At 61.5% G+C, this 19,077-nt stretch carries 19 protein-coding genes; 9 read left to right on the top strand and 10 right to left on the bottom strand.

The features are described from left to right. Nucleotides 1–152: 152 nt before the first annotated feature. Together PO860_RS07350 and PO860_RS07345 are read right to left on the bottom strand one after the other, a co-directional pair. Entirely contained in the window at nt 153–764 is a 612-nt protein-coding gene (locus PO860_RS07350; RefSeq protein ID WP_275038233.1) for a general stress protein, read from the bottom strand. 37 nt (nt 765–801) lie between these two features. Then, nucleotides 802–1,116 (bottom strand): PepSY domain-containing protein, encoded by a 315-nt coding sequence (locus PO860_RS07345; RefSeq protein ID WP_273885275.1) that lies wholly within the window; start codon nt 1,114–1,116, stop codon nt 802–804. Nucleotides 1,117–1,370: 254 nt separating this feature from the next. Here PO860_RS07345 and PO860_RS07340 point away from each other — a divergent pair, with 254 nt between their 5' ends. Then, nucleotides 1,371–2,462: an extracellular catalytic domain type 1 short-chain-length polyhydroxyalkanoate depolymerase gene (locus PO860_RS07340; RefSeq protein WP_183607581.1), complete on the top strand. Its 1,092-nt coding sequence runs from the start codon at nt 1,371–1,373 to the stop codon at nt 2,460–2,462. 69 nt (nt 2,463–2,531) lie between these two features. Here PO860_RS07340 and PO860_RS07335 read toward each other — a convergent pair whose 3' ends face one another. Next, nucleotides 2,532–2,831 carry a DUF6074 family protein gene (locus tag PO860_RS07335; RefSeq protein WP_183607582.1) on the bottom strand — a complete coding sequence of 100 codons (300 nt, stop codon included), beginning with the start codon at nt 2,829–2,831 and terminating at the stop codon, nt 2,532–2,534. A 200-nt stretch (nt 2,832–3,031) separates the two neighbouring features. Between PO860_RS07335 and PO860_RS07330 the strand changes: the two genes are divergently transcribed. Beyond that, nucleotides 3,032–4,297: a glycerate kinase type-2 family protein gene (locus PO860_RS07330; RefSeq protein ID WP_183607583.1), complete on the top strand. Its 1,266-nt coding sequence runs from the start codon at nt 3,032–3,034 to the stop codon at nt 4,295–4,297. A gap of 7 nt (nt 4,298–4,304) precedes the next feature. Here PO860_RS07330 and PO860_RS07325 read toward each other — a convergent pair whose 3' ends face one another. After that, nucleotides 4,305–5,258, bottom strand: coding sequence for an NAD-dependent epimerase/dehydratase family protein (locus tag PO860_RS07325; protein WP_275035367.1), 954 nt, complete (start codon nt 5,256–5,258; stop codon nt 4,305–4,307). 96 nt (nt 5,259–5,354) lie between these two features. Further along, nucleotides 5,355–6,338 carry a lytic transglycosylase domain-containing protein gene (locus PO860_RS07320; protein ID WP_273885273.1) on the bottom strand — a complete coding sequence of 328 codons (984 nt, stop codon included), beginning with the start codon at nt 6,336–6,338 and terminating at the stop codon, nt 5,355–5,357. A 171-nt stretch (nt 6,339–6,509) separates the two neighbouring features. Here PO860_RS07320 and PO860_RS07315 point away from each other — a divergent pair, with 171 nt between their 5' ends. Together PO860_RS07315 and PO860_RS07310 are read left to right on the top strand one after the other, a co-directional pair. Then, entirely contained in the window at nt 6,510–7,232 is a 723-nt protein-coding gene (locus PO860_RS07315) for a glutathione binding-like protein (protein WP_273885272.1), read from the top strand. A 126-nt stretch (nt 7,233–7,358) separates the two neighbouring features. Next, nucleotides 7,359–8,129 (top strand): gamma-glutamyl-gamma-aminobutyrate hydrolase family protein, encoded by a 771-nt coding sequence (locus tag PO860_RS07310; RefSeq protein WP_273881857.1) that lies wholly within the window; start codon nt 7,359–7,361, stop codon nt 8,127–8,129. Between the two features lie 64 nt (nt 8,130–8,193). Here the strand turns inward: PO860_RS07310 and PO860_RS07305 are convergent, their stop codons facing one another. The 5 genes from PO860_RS07305 to PO860_RS07285 all read right to left on the bottom strand — a co-directional run bounded on the left by PO860_RS07305 (nt 8,194) and on the right by PO860_RS07285 (nt 14,025). Further along, on the bottom strand, nt 8,194–8,853 hold the full coding sequence (locus PO860_RS07305) for a peroxiredoxin (protein WP_097618955.1): 660 nt from the start codon (nt 8,851–8,853) through the stop codon (nt 8,194–8,196). 294 nt (nt 8,854–9,147) lie between these two features. Next, nucleotides 9,148–10,146 (bottom strand): TRAP transporter substrate-binding protein, encoded by a 999-nt coding sequence (locus PO860_RS07300; protein ID WP_273885271.1) that lies wholly within the window; start codon nt 10,144–10,146, stop codon nt 9,148–9,150. Between the two features lie 16 nt (nt 10,147–10,162). Further along, nucleotides 10,163–11,992 carry a TRAP transporter large permease gene (locus tag PO860_RS07295; protein WP_273885270.1) on the bottom strand — a complete coding sequence of 610 codons (1,830 nt, stop codon included), beginning with the start codon at nt 11,990–11,992 and terminating at the stop codon, nt 10,163–10,165. A gap of 24 nt (nt 11,993–12,016) precedes the next feature. Then, complete coding sequence (locus tag PO860_RS07290) at nt 12,017–13,147, bottom strand: LLM class flavin-dependent oxidoreductase (RefSeq protein ID WP_273885268.1); 1,131 nt, start codon at nt 13,145–13,147, stop codon at nt 12,017–12,019. Nucleotides 13,148–13,161: 14 nt separating this feature from the next. Next, the gene (locus PO860_RS07285; RefSeq protein ID WP_273885267.1) at nt 13,162–14,025 is read right to left on the bottom strand and encodes an ABC transporter substrate-binding protein; all 864 of its coding nucleotides are present in this window, start codon (nt 14,023–14,025) and stop codon (nt 13,162–13,164) included. 219 nt (nt 14,026–14,244) lie between these two features. Here PO860_RS07285 and PO860_RS07280 point away from each other — a divergent pair, with 219 nt between their 5' ends. From PO860_RS07280 to PO860_RS07260, 5 genes are all read left to right on the top strand, one after another. Beyond that, on the top strand, nt 14,245–14,610 hold the full coding sequence (locus PO860_RS07280) for an ArsR/SmtB family transcription factor (protein WP_018241752.1): 366 nt from the start codon (nt 14,245–14,247) through the stop codon (nt 14,608–14,610). A gap of 7 nt (nt 14,611–14,617) precedes the next feature. After that, a complete protein-coding gene (locus PO860_RS07275; RefSeq protein WP_273881863.1) occupies nt 14,618–15,247 on the top strand; it encodes a glutathione S-transferase family protein in 630 nt (209 codons plus the stop codon). Nucleotides 15,248–15,418: 171 nt separating this feature from the next. Continuing rightward, the gene (locus tag PO860_RS07270) at nt 15,419–16,006 is read left to right on the top strand and encodes an ANTAR domain-containing response regulator (protein ID WP_018241751.1); all 588 of its coding nucleotides are present in this window, start codon (nt 15,419–15,421) and stop codon (nt 16,004–16,006) included. Between the two features lie 34 nt (nt 16,007–16,040). Next, on the top strand, nt 16,041–17,321 hold the full coding sequence (locus tag PO860_RS07265; protein WP_275035366.1) for a CmpA/NrtA family ABC transporter substrate-binding protein: 1,281 nt from the start codon (nt 16,041–16,043) through the stop codon (nt 17,319–17,321). A 480-nt stretch (nt 17,322–17,801) separates the two neighbouring features. Beyond that, entirely contained in the window at nt 17,802–19,070 is a 1,269-nt protein-coding gene (locus PO860_RS07260; protein ID WP_275035365.1) for an MFS transporter, read from the top strand. The last annotated feature ends 7 nt before the right edge of the window (nt 19,071–19,077 follow it).

Genomic DNA, 19,077 nt, shown 5'->3' with positions numbered 1-19,077 from the left:
AGTTCCTCGCGCCGCCGAGGTCGATCAAATTGAACGGCGCGGTCTTGCTGTGCCCGCAAGCTGCCATCGAATTGGCAGCATTCAAAAGTTGAGCCCCCGTCATGAAAAAGCCGGCCCTGATGAGGCCGGCTTCCAAAGCTATTCGGAGAACATCAGATACGCGTGCCGGTCGAATAACGCCCGCGTTCGGCATCGACTTCGGCCGGCGTATAGGGATCGAGCGTATCGTTGAAGCGTTCCCAGCCATTTTTGGCATAGGATGCACGCCGCTCGGCAACGTCGACACTTTCGGAACGGTCAAGAATCGCCTTGGCTGCCATGACCTTATCATCCTCGACACCCGCTGTGACCAGCGAGCCGCCTCGGCGGACGCCTTCGGCGTAGACGTGGGCGTCTTCTTCGGGCACACCCGATTTGACGAGTGCCCCAACCACGCCGCCTGCGGCCCCTCCGACGACTGCGCCGGCAGTTGCTCCGGCCAACGTTGCGACCAGCCATCCGGCGGCAACAACGGGGCCGACACCCGGAATGGCGATCATGCCAAGACCCGTCAGCAGACCGCCGGCACCGCCTGCGAGAGCGCCAATCCCGGCGCCGGTGCCGGCGCCTTCAGCGGCATTGCTACCCTGCTCCTCGACGGTGCGGCCATCGCCGGTATTCGAAACGATGCTGATTTCCTTCGATGCAATGCCGGCAGCTTCGAGCTGACCAACGGCCGATTTCGCATCTTCATAAGTGTCGAACAGTCCTGTTACAGTCTTCATAATGTTATCCTTCGATGTTGAGGAAAGGCTCGGCCCCTCACTTGACGACGATGTTGCCCTGGTAATCGAGTGCTACCTGCACCTGCTTGGCATCCTTCGTTGCAGACGCACGCCACAAGCCCTTATCGTCAAGCTTGAGGCCGGTGACGGCGCTATAGCCGGCATCCGCAAGCCGCGACTTGGCCTGGTCTTCCGTGAAACTGTTCTTGCCTTGGACAGGCGCGCCCGGATTTTGGGTATCAGGCGTCGCCACAGCTGGCGTTTCCTGGGTTGTCGTCGGTGTCTGGCTCTGGGCGAGCGAAACGGAGGCGGCGATCAGGAAGGCAGCCGTTGTTAATAGAATCTTTTTCATTGGTTTCCTCGCGTTCATATCTTCGTCGGAAGATCGCCGCTGATAACCCGGTGCCGGCGGGTCTGTTCCCCTCGACTGCAAAAGAAAATAAGATATCTGAATAACTTAGCTGGTGGACTCCTGATCAAGAGCGCCCCCGGATCCGGAAATGTGGTCACTCCGGAAAAATATTGTGCAGCGCAGCAACCATTCGCTAACTGATACGTTTAGTTAAGCATCACCGCCATCCCGGCTGCTGATTGGCGGAGACTTTCATGAGATCTATGTCAGACACCATCGCGCGCCTCGCTGCGCTGCGAGGAACGCTTCGCCCCCAACCCGGGCAGGACAACCCCGATCTCGTCGCCTTGGCCGCGTTCGGCTCAAATCCGGGGAACTTGGCGGGTTATACCTACCTGCCGTCAAAGCGCGGGAAAAACATGGCCCTGGTCGTCGTCCTGCACGGCTGCACGCAGACTGCCGCCGGCTATGATATCGGGTCGGGGTGGTCTGGATTGGCCGAGGACTATGGTTTTGCGCTGCTGTTTGCCGAGCAACACAGGGCAAACAATCCAAACCTCTGCTTCAACTGGTTCAACCCGGAGGATATCCGCCGGGATCACGGCGAGGTCTTTTCCATTCGCCAGATGATCGCAAAGGTCACCGCGGAACACGGCATCGACGGCAGGCGCGTGTTCGTGACCGGGCTTTCGGCCGGCGGCGCCATGGCCGCCGCCATGCTTGCCGCCTATCCCGAGGTTTTTGCCGGCGGCGCGATCATTGCAGGCCTGCCATATGCAAGTGCGGCAACCATTCCCGAGGCATTCGACAGAATGCGCGGCCACGGCGGTCCGACTGGCCAAGAACTGGAACTGCGGGTGAGAAACGCTTCGGCGCATGAAGGCCCGTGGCCGACATTGTCGCTCTGGCAGGGAACCGCAGACAGAACCGTCGCGCCATCCAATGCGAATGCGATGGTCGAGCAATGGAGACATATCCACGGCGTCGACGCATTGCCGGCGCGCGTCGAAAATATCGGAGGACATCAGCGAAAGGTCTGGACCGATGCGCAGGGTGTCGAGGCGATCGAGCTCTATACGATTGCCGGGATGGGTCACGGCACGCCGCTCGATGTCGGCACCGGCTACGAGGCAAGCGGCCCCTTCATGCTGGACGTCGGCATTTCCTCGACCGTCGAAACCGCCAGATCCTGGGGTCTGGTTCCCTCGTTTGAAAAGCGGCGCGCCCCAAGACCCTCTGCTGCGCAACAGGAAAACGCCACAGCTTCATTCGCCGCGGGCGGCGACCGCGGCGGCATTCAGAAGGTCATCGAAGACGCCCTCCGCTCCGCCGGGCTGCTGCGATAATATTCGCGACAAACTGGCCTGCATGCCAAGCAGCGGCTACTCGACGGCATGATCCAGCGAGATTGCCGCTTATCGGTTTTGAGACTTGGGCAGCGGCCCGTTTTGATGGTTGAGGACGAGTTCGATCTGGACATCTTGCTGAAACTGCAGCACCCGCTGACCGACCTCACTCTCCGGCATGCCGGCTGCCAGAAGCTGATCGGCTATCCTGCGGCATTCGGCTCTCCAGAATTCGATCGCCTCCGCGCCATGCCGCCGGCCGAGTTCGCGGGCGCAGCGCTCGATATTGGCCGTTCCGGTCCCAGAGGGAAAAGCAATAACCCTGCCTTCACGAGAGGCGGCGGGGCGGCAGGTCATTTCAGTAGCCATCGAACACAGGTTCCTTTGATCCTGTTCGTTGTCTACGGGACTATGGTTAATGCTTTCTATCGTTCGTATCCGCTCCTTTCGAGGAGGCAGAATTTGCAGTCCACGGCTGTCACGCCGCCTCGTCTTCGACCTTGACGCCGGCACGCCGATGCGTCGACAGTCCGCATCATGACCGACACTCGAGGCAACTGGGACCACCGATGACAATATCAGCTCCCCGCGATTTCCTGAAAAGCCTGTTCGACGCGGCGGTTCGCGCCGCCGATCCGCTGACCGGCATCAAGGCGCATCTGCCTGACAGGCCGAAGGGACAGACCGTGGTGATCGGCGCCGGCAAGGGCGCGGCGCAGATGGCGCGGGCGCTCGAAAGCGTGTGGGACGGAGCGCTCGAAGGCCTGGTGATCACCCGCTACGGCTATGGCTGCGAGACGCGCGATATCGAGATCATCGAGGCCGCCCATCCGGTGCCGGATGCCGCGGGGCTTGCCGGCGCAAAGCGGCTGATGGAGACGGTGAACGGGCTGAGCGAGGACGATCTGGTGATCGCGCTGATCTGCGGCGGCGGCTCGGCGCTGCTGCCCGCCCCGCCCCCGGGGCTGAGCCTTGAAGACGAGATCGCACTCAACCAAATGCTGCTTGCCTCGGGCGCGCCGATCTCGGCGATGAATGTCGTGCGCAAGCATCTCTCCACCATCAAGGGCGGAAGACTTGCAGCAGCGACCAAAGCGAAGGTCGTCAGTCTGATCGTCTCCGATATTCCCGGCGACAACCCGGCCCATGTCGCCTCCGGGCCGACGGTGCCGGATGGCTCGACGCGGCACGATGCGCTCGAGATCGTCAGGCAATACGGATTGCAGCTGCAGCAGGCAGCACTCGACCATTTGAACTCGCCGAAAGCCGATGCGCCACGGCCGGACGATCCGGTCTTCTTACGGCATGAGCACCACATCATCGCTTCCGCCGGCGTCTCGCTGGAGGCAGCGGCGGCGCTCGCGAAGTCGCAGGGGATCGAGCCGGCGATTCTCTCGGATGCAATCGAGGGGGAATCGCGCGACGTGGCGCTGGTGCATGCGGCGATCGCCCGCGAAGTGTCGGGCCGCAACAGGCCGTTTTCGAAGCCGGTCGCCATCCTCTCCGGCGGCGAGACGACGGTGACGCTGAGAGCCAAGGGCGGCAAGGGCGGACGCAATGGCGAATTCGCGCTCGCCATGGCGCTGGCGATCGACGGACAGGAGGGCATTCATGTCCTGGCCGCCGACACGGACGGGATCGACGGCTCGGAGGATAATGCCGGCGCCTTTGCCGATGGCGGCACGGCAAGGCGCCTGCGCGCCGCCGGCCTCGATCCGCGCCGGCTGCTCGACAGCAATGACAGCTATTCTGGCTTCGCGGCCACCGGTGATCTCTTCGAAACCGGCCCGACCGGCACCAATGTCAATGATTTCAGGGCCATCTTGATCCGCTAGACCGGGGTCAGGTCTCGATCCGCCCCTGCCCGACCAGCCAGCCGACCGATTCCTCCACCGCCTGCAGGGAGGTGTATCTCGGGGTGTAACCGAGCAGGCGTTTGGCCTTGGCAATCGAGCAATTCGGGCTGCGGGCGATATGTTCCCAGGTCGCCTCCGCATCCTCGGCCGTCTGGCTTTCGGCCCAGGCGTCGAATGGGGCGAAGGTGAGCTTCGGCTCGTGACCAAACCAGCGCGACATGGCTTCGGCATAGCCGCGAAGCGTCAAAGCCTGCTCCGAAACCGCGTGGAAACTTTCGCCGATCGAGGCATTCCAGTTGGCAATCGCATTCGTGAACATCGCCGCCACGTCATCGGCATGGACGTGATGAACGGTCTCCAAGCCGAAATTGGGCAGCGCCAGGGCCTCCCCGCGGGCAAGGGTCGAAAAGACCTGCAGGTTGAAATTGCCGGCCGGATTGAGCGGCGCCCAGCCGGGGCCGACAATGTGGCCGGGATGGATGATGGTTGCCGGAAATCCGCGTAGCCTTGCCTGCTGCAGCAGATAGGTTTCGATCGCAGCCTTCTGTGTGCCGTAGTCGCCGAAAGGAGACTTCGGCGCCTCTTCCAGCGTCGGCACGGCGCTGGGGTAGCCATGCGTCCAGATCGTGCCGGTATGCAGGAAATGGCCGACATGCCCGGACAACGCCGTCACCAGTTGCTCGGCGCTTTCCAGCGTGAAGCAGATCATGTCGATGACGATATCGGCTTTCACTGCGCGCACGGCCGGGCCGAACTCACCCGTGCGCTGCATCGCTGCCCGATCCATCTGGCGCTGATCGACGGAAGCCCATGCGTGGTTTGCCATGTAAGGCTTTGCCGTGCCGCGGCTGATCGTGACGACGTCGTGGCCTGCCTCCACCAGACGGGGAACGAGATAGGTTCCGACATGGCCCGTTGCCCCGATTACCAAAACCCGCATCACCGTTTCTCCCTTGGTATTTCCGTGTCGAATATGCTGTGCTCAGGCGATCCTGCAAGCAGACTTTTCGTGACCCAGGCGGCCCGATCGGGCTCGCTATCGATTCTTGAAGACAAAGCAGGTGCCGCCGTGTTTGCGGATCTGGTTACAGAGGTCATTGGCTTCCAAGCGTGTCTGCCGGCCGATGCGGGCGGCATAACGCGGGCGAAAACCGAAGCTGCGGTCGCGCTGGCGCAGGATCAGCGGTTGCTCGGCATTCAATGGCGCAGGCAGATCCTGCACGGCATCGAGAAACATGCGCCGGGCTATCGCGACATTGGCGTTCGCCGCAAGCTGGACGCCCCAGGGTGCCCATTCGCCCTCCTGACGCCAGGGCGTGTCCTTCAACGTCCGTCTCTCCGCAAGCGCCACGCAGCCATCGAGGAACGGTTTGTCCTTGTCGAGCGGGGCGGCCGCATTTTCCGGCGGGTTATCCTTCCATTCCTCGATCGTATGCGCGGTGATCGCCATCACGTAGCCGCGCGTCTCGTAAGGCAATCTGCCTGACGTCAGGTAAGAGGCAAGGCCATTTTCGCCGGCGTTATAGGCAGCGGCGGCAAGGCCGAGATTGCCGAAGCGATTGCGCAATTCGTCGAGATACTGCGCCGATTTCCTTAAGGCTTCCAACACCTGGTAGCTGTCTTCGAGGCCGCGGAGTTTCGCCGTTCCGGGCATGAACTGCGCAATCCCCTGGGCTCCTTTGAAGCTGACGGCATCCGGGCGAAAGGTGCTTTCCCGCCAGATGAGACGAGCGAAATAATCCGGCGGCAATTGATTGGCGCTGGCGAAATGCTCGATCGCGACGCAGAGGTCACGGTTGAAACTGTCCTTACGGATGCAGAGCGTTTCACCCAATCCAGACGCCGAAGGACCTGAATAGAGACAGGCCGGCGGCGCCGCGCTTCCTTCCGGCTGAGCCATGACCGCGTCGACATGAGAAAACAGAAGGCAGAGCGAAAGCATGGCCTTCGCCGATCTCCTTCCCATGTCGGACTGACGTTTCCGGCCTATCATCGGATCTCGGCGGGTTCGAACTTCCATCGCGACGCTGGATTCTCAATACCATCGATACGGGTAGGAAGCTTCCCCCATTTCCACCTCTGCACCAGGTTTCTAATTTCGTCCTCAATTTTGGAACAGATATATTCGACCTGCCACGGTCGCAGCGTCATCCTGATCGCCAGAAATACATCAGCGAACGAGGACGCGTAGATGATTGATCTCCATTACTGGCCGACGCCGAACGGCAAGAAGGTTTCGATCTTCCTGGAGGAAACCGGCACGCCCTACCGGCTGGTGCCTGTCAATATCGGCCGCGGCGACCAGTTCAAACCCGATTATCTCCAACTCAATCCCAATCACCGCATGCCTGCTATCGTCGACCACGCGCCTGCCGACGGCGGCGGGCCGCTCAGCGTCTTCGAATCCGGCGCGATCCTCTTCTACCTCGCCGAAAAGACCGGCAAATTCTGGCCGCAGGATCTGCGCGGCAAATACGAGGTGACGCAATGGGTGATCTGGCAGATGGCCAACCAAGGGCCGAAGCTCGGTGAAGCCGGGCACTTCCGCCGCCTCGGCGATCGCGAAGGCGATCAGTCCTATGCCGTGCGGCGCTTCACCGACGAAGCCAACCGCCTCTACGGCGTTCTCAACATGCGGCTTCGCGACCGGCGTTATCTCGCCGGCGACGAATTCACCATCGCCGACATCATCAGCTATCCCTGGACCGTCAACTGGCAGGCGCAGGGTCAGGACATCGACGAATTCAAGCATTTCAAGCGATGGTTCGAGGAGGTCGGCGCACGGCCCGGCGTCCAGCGCGGCCTTGCGGTGGGCGCCGATCTCGGCACCGACAACAGCAAACTTTCCGAAGAAGAACAGGCGCGCATCCGCAAGATCCTCTACAACCAGCGCGCCCTTCCCGTTCCGGATTGAGCTTCGGCCCAGCTAAGGATAATCATGGTGGCGGCCGGCCAGAGGCCGATCCGGCTACACGGTGTTTAATCATCTGCCCAGGGGCTCTGGCATCATCCGGCATTGCGACTTGGGGTGTGACCAGCAATGACAAGACCCGTAATCGGCATCATCGGGAATGCCCGCGTTGTCGAAAGCCGATTTCCGGCTCAGCTTGTCGGAGAAAACAATCTGCGGGCCGTGGCCGATGTCGCCGATGCCTTGCCGCTGATGTTTGCCGGCAATCCCAAACTGGCCGATATCGCCGATCTGCTGGCCGTCGTCGATGGGATTCTGCTGACGGGCGCCAGAGCCAATGTCCATCCCAGCCGCTTCAACACTGTGCCGGATCCCAAGCATGAACCTTATGACGAGGATCGTGACGGGCTGGCGTTGCCGTTGATCGAAGCCTGTGTTGCGCGCGGCGTTCCCATTTTCGGCATATGCCGCGGTTTTCAGGAAATGAACGTCGCGGCCGGCGGCTCGCTGCATCCCGAAATCCGGGAATTGCCCGGACGCATGAACCACCGAATGCCGCGCCTGGAAACCGGCGAGATCCATCCCGACCTCGCCATCGTTTTCGGCGATCGTCACGATGTTCGACTTATAGAGGACGGGATGTTTGCGCGCATCCTCGGGCGGGAGACGATCCGGGTGAATTCCCTGCATGGACAGGGCATTCTCGAGCTTGGCGAGAGGGTCGTTGCCGAAGGTATTGCCGAGGACGGGACGATCGAGGCGATACGGTTCAAGGACGCGCCGGGATTTGCGCTCGGCGTTCAATGGCATGCCGAATACGATCCGCAGACCAACCCTGTGAACCGTGCGCTGTTTCAGGCATTCGGCGATGCGGTGCGGGCACGAAAAGCCACCGCTTAGCTGATCAGTAAAAAGCCGCCGCGACGTGCTTTCGCGGCGGCTTGGAGAATCCTAAGAACAGCGATCAGGCAGTCGGCTGCTTGGTCTTGCGGAGATAAGGCAGCACCGTATCGAAGGAACCGAAACGCGTGATCGCGTCTTCGTTGGAAACCGCGGCGGTGATGATGACGTCCTCGCCCTGGTTCCAGTTCGCCGGTGTCGCCACCTGGTGCTTCGCCGTCAGCTGGATAGAGTCAATGGCGCGCAGGATCTCGTTGAAATTCCGGCCCGTCGTCATCGGATAGGTCAGGATCAGCTTGATCTTCTTATCCGGACCGATGATGAAAACCGAACGCACCGTCGCATTGTCGGCTGGCGTGCGGCCTTCCGAGCTCTCGCCGGCGCCGGCCGGCAGCATGTCGTAGAGCTTGGCGACCTTGAGGTCCTTGTCACCGATCAGGGGATATTCGACGTCGAAACCGGTGGCGGTCTTGATGTCGTTCTTCCACTTGGCATGGCTTTCCACCGGATCGACGGAGATGCCGATGATCTTGGCGCCGCGCTTGGAAAATTCTCCCGCGAGGCCTGCCATGGCACCGAGCTCGGTGGTGCAGACAGGCGTGAAATTCTTCGGATGCGAGAACAGGACGGCCCAGCCATTGCCGATCCAATCATGGAAACTGACCGGTCCCTGGGTGGTGTCGGCGGTAAAATCGGGGGCAATATCGTTGATGCGTAAGCTCATGGTCGGCCCTCCAAAGCCTTGTGTTCAAAGTTGTTCATCTCAAATCGAGGCCATGGGATCCGTCCGCCGGAAGCGGTCGCGAGATTGCGGTCAACAGGATCGCACCGGCCGAAGGTAAAGACTTCCCAGTCCAGGATTTTAAGTAAGTCATATACCACGATAACCGAAGGCATGCTCTTTCGATTTCCGGCCTGCTGCGGCATTATTTTTCCGGCAAGTGCGCGCGACGAAGAGACCGATGGTTTTCCATCGGTCCCGTCAAAAGCGGCAGGCACAAACCGCCCTGCCCCTTGCTCAGGCGGCCTGGACCGATTTGATCCTGTCGAGGCCGCCGACGACAGCCGCGAAATCGTCCCAGACGCCCTGGGCGCCCTTCTGCCATTCGTCGAAGGCTTCCGGCTTCAAGAGCTTTCCGCCATGGCCAAGCGCCGTCTCGACGGATTTGGCTTCGTCGTCGACGATCAGCTGGTTGAAATAGGCGGCCCCTTCGCTGGAGGCCTGCTGGAACACCGCCTTCTGCTCGTCGTTGAGGCCGGCCCAGAAGGTCGAGGAATAATAGACGATGCCGGATGCCCAGATGTGGCCGGTCTCGGTCATATCGGGCACGACCTCATAGAGCTTGAAGCCGGCATAGGCCGATTTGGTCAGGTCCATCGCGTCGGCGACGCCGGTTGCAAGGGCATTGTAGGTCTCGGTGATCGGAATGCCGATCGGCGTCGTGCCGAATGCGCTCCACAGCTTGGTGTGCAGCGGGCTCTGGATGACGCGGATGCGCTTGCCCTTGAGCTGCTCCGGCCGTGTCACCGGTTCCTTGGTGAGGAGATGACGGGCGCCGTAATTGATGAAATCGCCGACGACGAAGTTCTGCGCCTGCAGTTTCTGCTTGAGATCGGCGCCGACATCTCCGCTGACGGTCCGGCGCACATGGTCGGCATCGCGGAAGAGGAAGGGCAGATCGAGGATCTGCAGTTCCGGCGCCCAGCCGGAGAGCGACGAGACCGTCGAGAGGCTGGCCTGGATGGAACCGAGACGCACGCCTTCGGCCACTTCCTTCTCGCCGCCGAGCGCACCGTTCCTGACGATATTGAACTTGAACTGGCCGGGAAGCTTCGCCTCGACCAATTCGCCGATCTTCACCCAGATCTTCGTCTCCGGCTTGTCGTCGCCGAGGAGCGAGGCAATCGTGATCGTCGTCGTGCGAGCAGCCGCCGTGCGGACGAAGGCGGGCGCTGCAAGCGCCGCACCAGTGAGTGCTGCGGTCTTTAAGAAATCGCGTCGGTTGAGATCGTCCATGGGGTTGTCCTGTTGGTTAGAAGATGATGGCCCAGGCGCAAAGGATTGCGAGCGAGACCAGGAGAGCGAGCAGATAGGGAACGACCGCCCGGAAGAGTGCCGAGGCGGGAATGCGCGTGACGCCGCTGACGACGAAGATCAGCATGCCAAGCGGCGGCGTCAGTCCGTGGATCATCAGATTGACGACGATGATCACCCCGAACTGAATGGGATCGATGCCGGCGGCGACCGCTGCCGGCAGCAGGATCGGGCCGAAGAGCAGGATCGCCGCGCCGATGTCGAGAACGAGGCCGACGACCAGCAGGATGACGTTCGACAGCAGGATCACCGCAAGCGCGCTGCCGCCGAGCACAGTCGTCAGATGCGAAATCAGCCCGGACACATCGTCGACTGCCAGCAGAAAGGCGAAGGGGCCGGCCGTACCGATGAGAAGACCGATCGCCGCCGCCTCGACAGCCGCCTGGCGGAAGGCGCTATAAAGCGAGAGGATGCCGAGGCGCGCGCCGATGCCGAGCAGCAGCGTGTAGAAGGCGGCAAGGGCGGCAGCTTCCGTGGTGGTGACGATGCCGATGCGGATGCCGACGACGACGATGACGCCGAGCCCGAAGGCCGGGATCGCCTGGACCGCCGACTGCCAGCGCTGTTTCGCATTGGCGCGCGGCAAGGGCACCTGCTCACGCACGGTCAGATGGATGGCGACCGCCAGGCATATGGCCATCAGTCCGCCGGCGAAGAAGCCGCCGACGAGCAGCGAGCCGACGGAAAGATTGGTCGCGGTCGCAAGGATGAGGAAGGCGATCGACGGCGGGATGACATTATCGAGAACCGATGTCGAGGCGATGATCGCCGCCGCCTGCGCCGGAGGGTAGCCGTGTTTGACCAGCTCGGGCTGGAAGGTCGATGCGCCGAAAGCGGCATTTGCGACCGACGAGCCGGAGGCGCCGGAAAAGAGAACGCTGGTGAGCAGCGTCGTCTGCGCCAGTCCGGCCCTGCGATGGCCGACCATGGCGGCAGCGAAGCGCACAAGCTGGTTGGCGACGCCGGAGGCAGTGAGGAGACCGCCGACGAGTAGGAAGAAGGGAATGGCGAGCAGCAGGAATTTCGAGATGCCGGTGACGGTTGCCGAGACGATCGCCGGCTCCGGCAGGCTGCTGCCGAAGGCAATGACGACATAGGCTGCGGCAAGAAAGGCGTGAGGCAGCGGCGCGGCGAGCACGAGACCGACCGCGGCGATCAGTCCGAGGAAGATGCTCGGCGGCCAATCGAGATCGAGCGCGACATGCGGGATACCGGCATAGAGCCCGACTCCGACCGCAAGCGAAATCACAACCGGCAGGACCTTGCCTTCGGCGATGCGTTGCAGAAGCAGCACGACGAGGATCAGCGCGCCGCCGGCGCCGAGGAAACCGAAGCGGATCCATTCCGGCACGCCGAGTGTCGGCGAGACGCCGCCGAGCATCGTCATGATCTCGCTGCCGCCGAAGCTCAGAATCAGCGCCGAAAGCACGGTGAAAACATCGGCGCCGATCCGCGTGACCGGCTGGAGGCTTTCCGGCAGCATCTTAACGAAAACGTCGAGGCGCATGGCAAGCGCGCTGTTGAGGCTGAGCGGCGCGCCGAGCGCAATCAGGCCCACATGCAGCCAGATGCCGAGATCCTCGGCACCAATGAAGCCGGCACTGAAGAAATAGCGCAGGCAGACCGTCACCAGCACCATCACGAGCAGCACGGCGAGAACAAGCGCCGCGGCAATGCCGAGAACCGCCTCAATCGCCCGCAGCAGGCGCGCTGCCACCCTGCTGTCCGGAGCGGCCTGTTCGATCGGATGAAGTTCACTGGTGGCCACAAAACTTACCTTCTGGCGAGAGGATCAGGCATTCTTGACGGTCGAAAGATCGCGATCGAAGAGCGTCGACCAGGTGTAGTTCCGCGCCTTCGAGACCTCCCTGCTGACATCGAGCCGCGGCAGCACCTTTTCGCCGAAACGATAGGCTTCCTCAAGCAGCGGCATGCCAGAAAGAATAAAAGTATCGACACCCGCCTTCTGGTAGGCTTCGAGCGTGCGCAGAACCGTATCCGGCGAACCGACGATCGCCGTGCCGGGGCCGGGCCTCACCAAGCCAATGCCGGCCCAGAGGTTCGGCGCGACTTCGAGATCGCGCAGGTTTTCTGGCTTGAGGCCGCCATGCAGTGCGGTCATGCGCTGCTGGCCGACGGAATCGCTTCTTGCGACGAAACGCTGGTTGGCGGTGATCGCCGCATCATCCATGCGACCATAGAGATCGGCCGCCGCCGCCCAGGCCTTTTCGTCTGTGTCGCGAACGATGACATAGAGGCGGATGCCATATTCCAGCTCACGCCCGTATTGGGCGGCACGCGCCTTCACCGCTTCGACCTTCTCGCCGATCTGGGCGGGCGTCTCGCCCCAGGAGAGATAGGTGTCCACATGTCTTGCCGCGACATCCAATGCCTTGTCCGACGAGCCGCCGAACCAGAGTGGCGGCGGTGCGATGCTCTCGCCGACCGGCAAGGCGAGCTTGGCGCCGTCGGTCGAGAAATACTTGCCCTGATAGGTGACGCTCTCGCCGGCAAAGAGCCGGTGCCAGAGCTGCAGATATTCGTCCGCCATGTCATAACGCTCGTCATGCGGCAGCATCATGCCAAAGGCGCCGAGCATCTTGGCGTCGCCGGAGACGACGTTGATCAGCAGCCGGCCGCGGGCGAACTCCTGGAAGGTCGCGGCCATCTTGGCAAGCAATGTCGGCGCGACGAGGCCGGGATGGATGGCGACGAGAAAACGCAGCCGCTCGGTGTGGGCCAGCAGCGCGCTCGCCAGCACCCAGACGTCGTGGGCGCCGGTCGCAAACAGGGCGCCGGTGTAGCCAAGATGATCGTAGGCCTGGGCAAGCTGCTTGTAGTAGCCGTAGTCAACCTGACGTGAGCCTTCCGGCTGCCAGGGATAGGCGCCGTCGGGCGCGCACATGTACCAGAAAACGTTCATCTCCTGATTCCTCGTTATTTCACGGTTTCGAGCGGACGTTTCAGCACGATGGGCTTGTCGAAATGGCCGTGGCGCAGCAGCGTGTCGGCCTCTTCCTGTTGTTCGGCAATGATCTCGTCGTCGATCGGAAACACCGTGAAGTCGCGCGAGCGCACCACCTTTTCCCAGGCATCGATATTCGTTCCGCCGCGGTCGCCAGATCCGCCGCGGTCGCCAGATGCAAGAAGTCTGGCGGCGGTGCGGGGATCGGCAGCAATCTCGTTGCCGATCCGGCTGAGTTCGGAGACGATTGCCCGGATCTCCGCCGCCGAAAGGCCGTTCCGCTCCAATGTCCAGAAAAGCGAACGGTTGGGAATGGCCGCGCCGCAACGGACGATCAACCTGACGTCGTCACGCTCCAGCGCCTTTTCGAGACGTGGCGACATGGCGACCCAGGCATCGACGCGCCCTTCGAGCAGGTCGGCGAGCGAATCGCGCGCGCCGCTTTCGATCCGCTCGACATCGGGCAGGCTCATCCCCTCGCCTTCCAGGCTGCGGGCCAGGAGATAGGTGTGAAACGAACCATCGATCAGCGAGATCCGGCGGTCTTTCAGCTCAGCGACGGAACCGATCGGACTGTCGCTCCTGACGAAGATGGCGCCGTTGGCCGGGCGCGGCGCCGAGGTGGCGATATATTCGACGCCGAGCCCGCGCATATCCGCCTCGATCGGCGGCGTCGAGCCGGTGCCGCCGAGATCGATGTCGCCACTTTCCAGAAGCGCCGCGGTATCGCGGCCTTCGGAATAGGAGACGAATATCGGCTGCAGATCAGCGAAGGCGCCGGGCCAGAGCCGCGCGAGACGAAGATGCAGATTATTGGGATGAACACCAATTTTCATTCTATGCGACCGATAACGTGGCTCATGGCAGTCAATTTACTTTTTTATAAATTGATTGCGAGGAAGCGATTGTCGTCATCAGGAAAAAATCGCCTTTGAAATCCTATAAAATCGATAGGCGATGAAATCTTTTACCAGATCGAGCGAAGTGGGCGAGCCGGAGTTGAAAATTCAGCGCCGTCACTTTACTTTTTTATAGAACCTTCAAGGACGACACCGTTGACGAAGCCCGTTTCCTCCAGAGTCTGCCGCGATGTCGGCGCAGCAAGCGAATTGCTGAAGCTGATCGCCAACGCCAACCGCCTGGCGATCGTCTGCTATCTCATGGAGACGGAAGCCCCGGTCTCGGCGATGGAGGACGAACTCGGTATCCGCCAGCCGACGCTTTCCCAGCAGTTGAGCGAGCTTCGCGAGGCCGGTGTGATCGAAGGACGCCGCGACGGCAAGGCGATCGTCTATCGCGTCATTGACCCGCGCGTCGAGACGATCGTGCAAACTCTGAGGGACATGTTCTCCGGCCTCGACGATGTCACCGGGCGCTTCGGAATGACGAAGCTGCCGGTCGACGAAATGATGTTCGATTGAACCTGGGATGATCGACCTCTATACCTGGATCACGCCGAACGGGCTCAAAGTATCCATCGCGCTCGAAGAGTTCGGCCTTTCCTATCGCCCCCATGCGATCGACATCACCAAGGGGGACCAATTCCAACAAGACTATCTCGCCATCAATCCAGGCGGCAAGATTCCGGCCATCATCGATCACGAGACCGGCATTACGCTTGCCGAATCCGGCGCCATCCTGCTCTACCTCGCCGAAAAGACCGGCCGCTTCCTGCCCCGGCAGGGTGCCGCCCGGCATCACACGATCGAATGGCTAATGTGGCAGATGGGCGGTTTCGGGCCGACGCTCGGTCACGCCCATTATTTCCTGACCTACAATAGCGGCGAAGCGCCATTCGCGGAGGATCTCTTTCGCAGGGACACCCGCCGCCTGTACGAGACGCTGAACGCGCGGCTCGAAGGCCGCGACTACCTCGTCGACGCCTATTCCATCGCCGACATGGCGGTCTGGCCATGGGTCTCCCGCTTCCAGCGTCACAAGATCGACCTGAACGCCTTTCCCCATGTCAAGCAATGGTATCTCAGGCTTGCCGCCCGACCACAGGTCAAGCGCGGTTACGCCGTTCCTCATTTCACATCCGACATACCGCTGCCCTGAAGAGACCTTGCCCGTCAGCAATTCTTCGCCGATTTTTGCTGGCTAAGCTACGCGGCGTATTGATTCCGCCCGAAAGTGCGGCAGTTTGATTATTTTTTGCGCACACGTATTTGTGCACACTTTTCAGGCGAACGCCTTGCCAAAATTGCTGCAGTGCGTCATGAATAGACAATGACGCATCTCGATCTGACAATTCTGGTGATCGACGAAAATGCCATACGCGCCTCCATCATCGAAGAAGGACTGCGCGAGGCAGGGCATGTGCGCGTCACCGTGGTCCACGAGGTCAACGGCATCGCGCGAATCATCGAAACGCTGATGCCCGACGTGATCATCATCGATATCGAGAATCCCAACCGCGACATGATGGAGCATCTGTTCCAGCTGACGCGCACGGTCAGCCGCCCGATTGCCATGTTCGTCGATCGCTCCGACACGGCCTCGATCGAGGCTGCCGTCGATGCCGGCGTCTCGGCTTATATCGTCGACGGATTGAAGAAGGAACGGGTCAAACCGATCCTCGACATGGCCGTCAGCCGCTTCAATGCCTTCAACCGGCTACGGCGGGAGCTTGCCGATGCCCGCTCCGCGCTGGAGGAACGCAAGCTGGTCGAACGCGCCAAGGGCATATTGATGAAGATGCGCGGCCTGTCGGAGGAAGAGGCTTTCGCCCTGCTGCGCCAGACAGCGATGAACGAAAAGAAGAAGATGTCGGAAATCGCCCAGAGCGTCGTCACTGCCGCGGGGCTGTTGATGTAATGGCCGAGCTGATGAATTTCCGGAGGAAACCGGAGTGGATATGATGACAACGACCTCCAACTCCGGCGGCGACATGCCCTCGCCCGTGCGGGTGAACAACGAAGGACCGAAAGTACTGCGGGCCGGTTTCATTCCGCTCGTCGATGCATCGGTGCTGATTGCGGCCGCAGAATTCGGCTTCGCGCGGAAGGAAGGCCTGACGCTCGATCTCGTCAAGGACGTCTCCTGGGCGAATGTGCGTGACCGCCTGGCATTCCGCCAGTTCGACATTGCCCACATGCTGTCGCCGATGCCCGTCGCCTCCATGCTCGGCCTCGGCTCCAATCCCTCACCGACGATCACGCCATTTTCGCTGGGGCGCGGCGGCAACGCGATCACGCTGTCGACGCGGCTCTTCGACAGGATGCGGGATGAAGCAGGATTGCCGGAAACGGCAAGCGCGCTCGACAATGCCCGCGCCCTGGCAAAAACATTGGCGGCAATGAAAGCGCGCGGCGAGCCGCTGCCGACCTTCGGCGTCACCTATCCCTTCTCCTCGCACAACTACGAATTCCGCTACTGGCTGGCGGCCGGCGGCATCGATCCCGACAAGGACGTCAAGCTCGTCGTCGTGCCGCCGCCCATGACTTCGGATGCGCTGGCAGCCGGTGCGATTGACGGTTTCTGCGTCGGTGCGCCGTGGAACATGGTCGCTTCGGAGCGCGGCGTCGGCCGCATCGTCGCTGCCAAGCAGGATATCTGGCCGTCGGCACCGGAAAAGGTGATCGGCATGCGGCCGGATTGGGCGGATAGCCATCCGGAAACCGTTTCCAGGCTGATCGTGGCGCTCGACGCGGCAGCCCGTTGGTGCGACCAGGCGGAAAATCACAACGCGCTGGCGGCAGCTCTTGCCGACCCCCGCTATATCGCTGCCCCCGTCGAGATCATTCGCCGTGTACTCGCCGGCGAATTCAGCCTCGATGCAAAGGGTAACCGCCGCATCATCGCCGATTATTTCATGTTCCATTCCGGCTTCGCCAATTATCCCCGGCCGAGCCAGGCGCTGTGGATCTACAGCCAGATGATCCGCTGGGGACAGGCCGAGGTCAGCCTCAACATGGCAAGGGCGGCCGCCTCCGCCTACCGTCCGGATCTCTACCGGACGGCTCTCGGCGACAGGAACACACCTGATGATGCCGATATCCGCATCGAGGGTGCCGACGAGGGCGACCGTTTCATGGACGGCCACGTCTTCGACCCGGCGAAGCTGCCGGACTATGTCGCAGGCTTTGCCGTCAAAAGCGCCCTGCCCTTTATATCCGACGACGAGGTCTGATTGACGCCGGCCTGCACAAAACGCCAGCAAGGATCTGCCTGCCTCACAACAAGCGCACAAAAGATTTGCACGACTGATGACGGCCCGAAAAACAAGCATCCGTTATATTTTCGGAAAATATGATTTACAGTCAACGACTTACACAAACGACAACAAACTGGCACGCAGTTTGCAGGAGGTATATTGCGCCGATCAATGGCGATCAGCGCAGAATGAGCGTGTGATAGGCGTTTATAGAAGACACAAAGATTACTCTTCAGATTGAAGAGATAGGTTTTAGCCTGAGCAATCTGGCCTAAGGATTGCATCCAGGCAAATGGGCCAGAAGGCCACATATTCGGCGTCCAACGGCGGGCGCCACCAGCAAAGCCGCTGATCAGGATATTTCGCGCACCTCGTGTATGCGCGTCCTGACCAGCGGCTTTTTGTTTTAACCCTCAGCGATGGATCGGCACGACCTTGTCGAGCCTCGGAGAAGTTATGTCTGTCATCGAGAAAGCACTGCCCATGTCGGCCGGCGAACCAGCCAAAGCATTGTGGATCTCCACTGTAGCCTTCACCCTCTGTTTTGCCGTGTGGACGATCTTCGCGATCATCGGCATTCGCATCAAGCAGGATCTCGGGCTGAACGAGGCCGAGTTCGGATTGCTGGTCGGCACCCCCGTCCTTACCGGCTCGCTCGTGCGCATCGTTCTTGGCATCTGGACGGGGCGCTACGGCGGCCGTCTCGTCTACACGCTCACCATGCTGGCCGCCGCATTGGCGACTTTCCTGCTCTCCTACGCCCAGACTTATACGCAGATGTTGATTGCCGGCCTCGGCGTCGGCCTGGCCGGCGGTTCCTTTGCTGTCGGTGTCGCCTATGTCTCGCCTTTCTTCCCGGCGGAGAAGCAGGGAACCGCACTCGGCATCTTCGGTGCCGGCAATGTCGGCGCGGCCGTGACCAAATTCGCCGCCCCTTTTGTGCTGCTCGCATGGGGCTGGCAGGCGGTTGCGGAGATCTGGGCCGTCTGTCTGGCACTGATGGCAATCGTCTTCTGGTTCACCACGACCGATGATCCGGCCTACCGCCTTCGCCGCGAACGCCGCGTCGCCTCCAGGAGTTTTGCCGAGGAATTCGCGCCGCTGCAGAATGTCCGGGTCTGGCGCTTCTCGCTCTACTATTTCTTCGCCTTCGGCGGCTTCGTCGCCCTGTCGCTGTGGCTGCCGCGCTACCTGGTCGGCGTCTACGGCTTCAACCTGGAAACTGCCGGCATGATCGCGGCCGCCTACTCCATCCCGGGCAGCATCTTCCGCGCCTTCGGCGGCGTGCTGTCGGACAAGAAGGGCGCGCGCAGCGTGATGTATACGATGCTTGCCGTATCGGCCGTGGCCACCCTCATTCTTTCGCTGCCGGCTGCTTCTGGGGCCGGGACGGGTCCGGCCTTCGGTATCACCCCCGTCATCTTCATCGTCGTCATCTTCGTGCTCGGCTTCTTCATGAGCCTCGGCAAGGCTGCCGTCTACAAGCACATTCCGGCCTATTACCCCGAAAACGTCGGCGCCGTCGGCGGCATCGTCGGGATGATGGGCGGCCTTGGCGGCTTCATCCTTCCGATCGCCTTTGGCCTGCTTAAAGACATGACTGGCCTTTGGTCCAGCTGCTTCCTGCTGCTCTTTGCGATCGTCGTGATCTCTCTCATCTGGATGCACCTGTCCGTCAAGCAACTGTCGCGCCAAGGACACGCGGCGCCCGTGGCTGCAACCTGATCTAAGG

It is taken from the genome of Rhizobium binxianense, assembly GCF_028994275.1.
GTDB lineage: Bacteria > Pseudomonadota > Alphaproteobacteria > Rhizobiales > Rhizobiaceae > Rhizobium > Rhizobium binxianense.
This window is presented reverse-complemented; position numbering and strand designations above follow the sequence as displayed.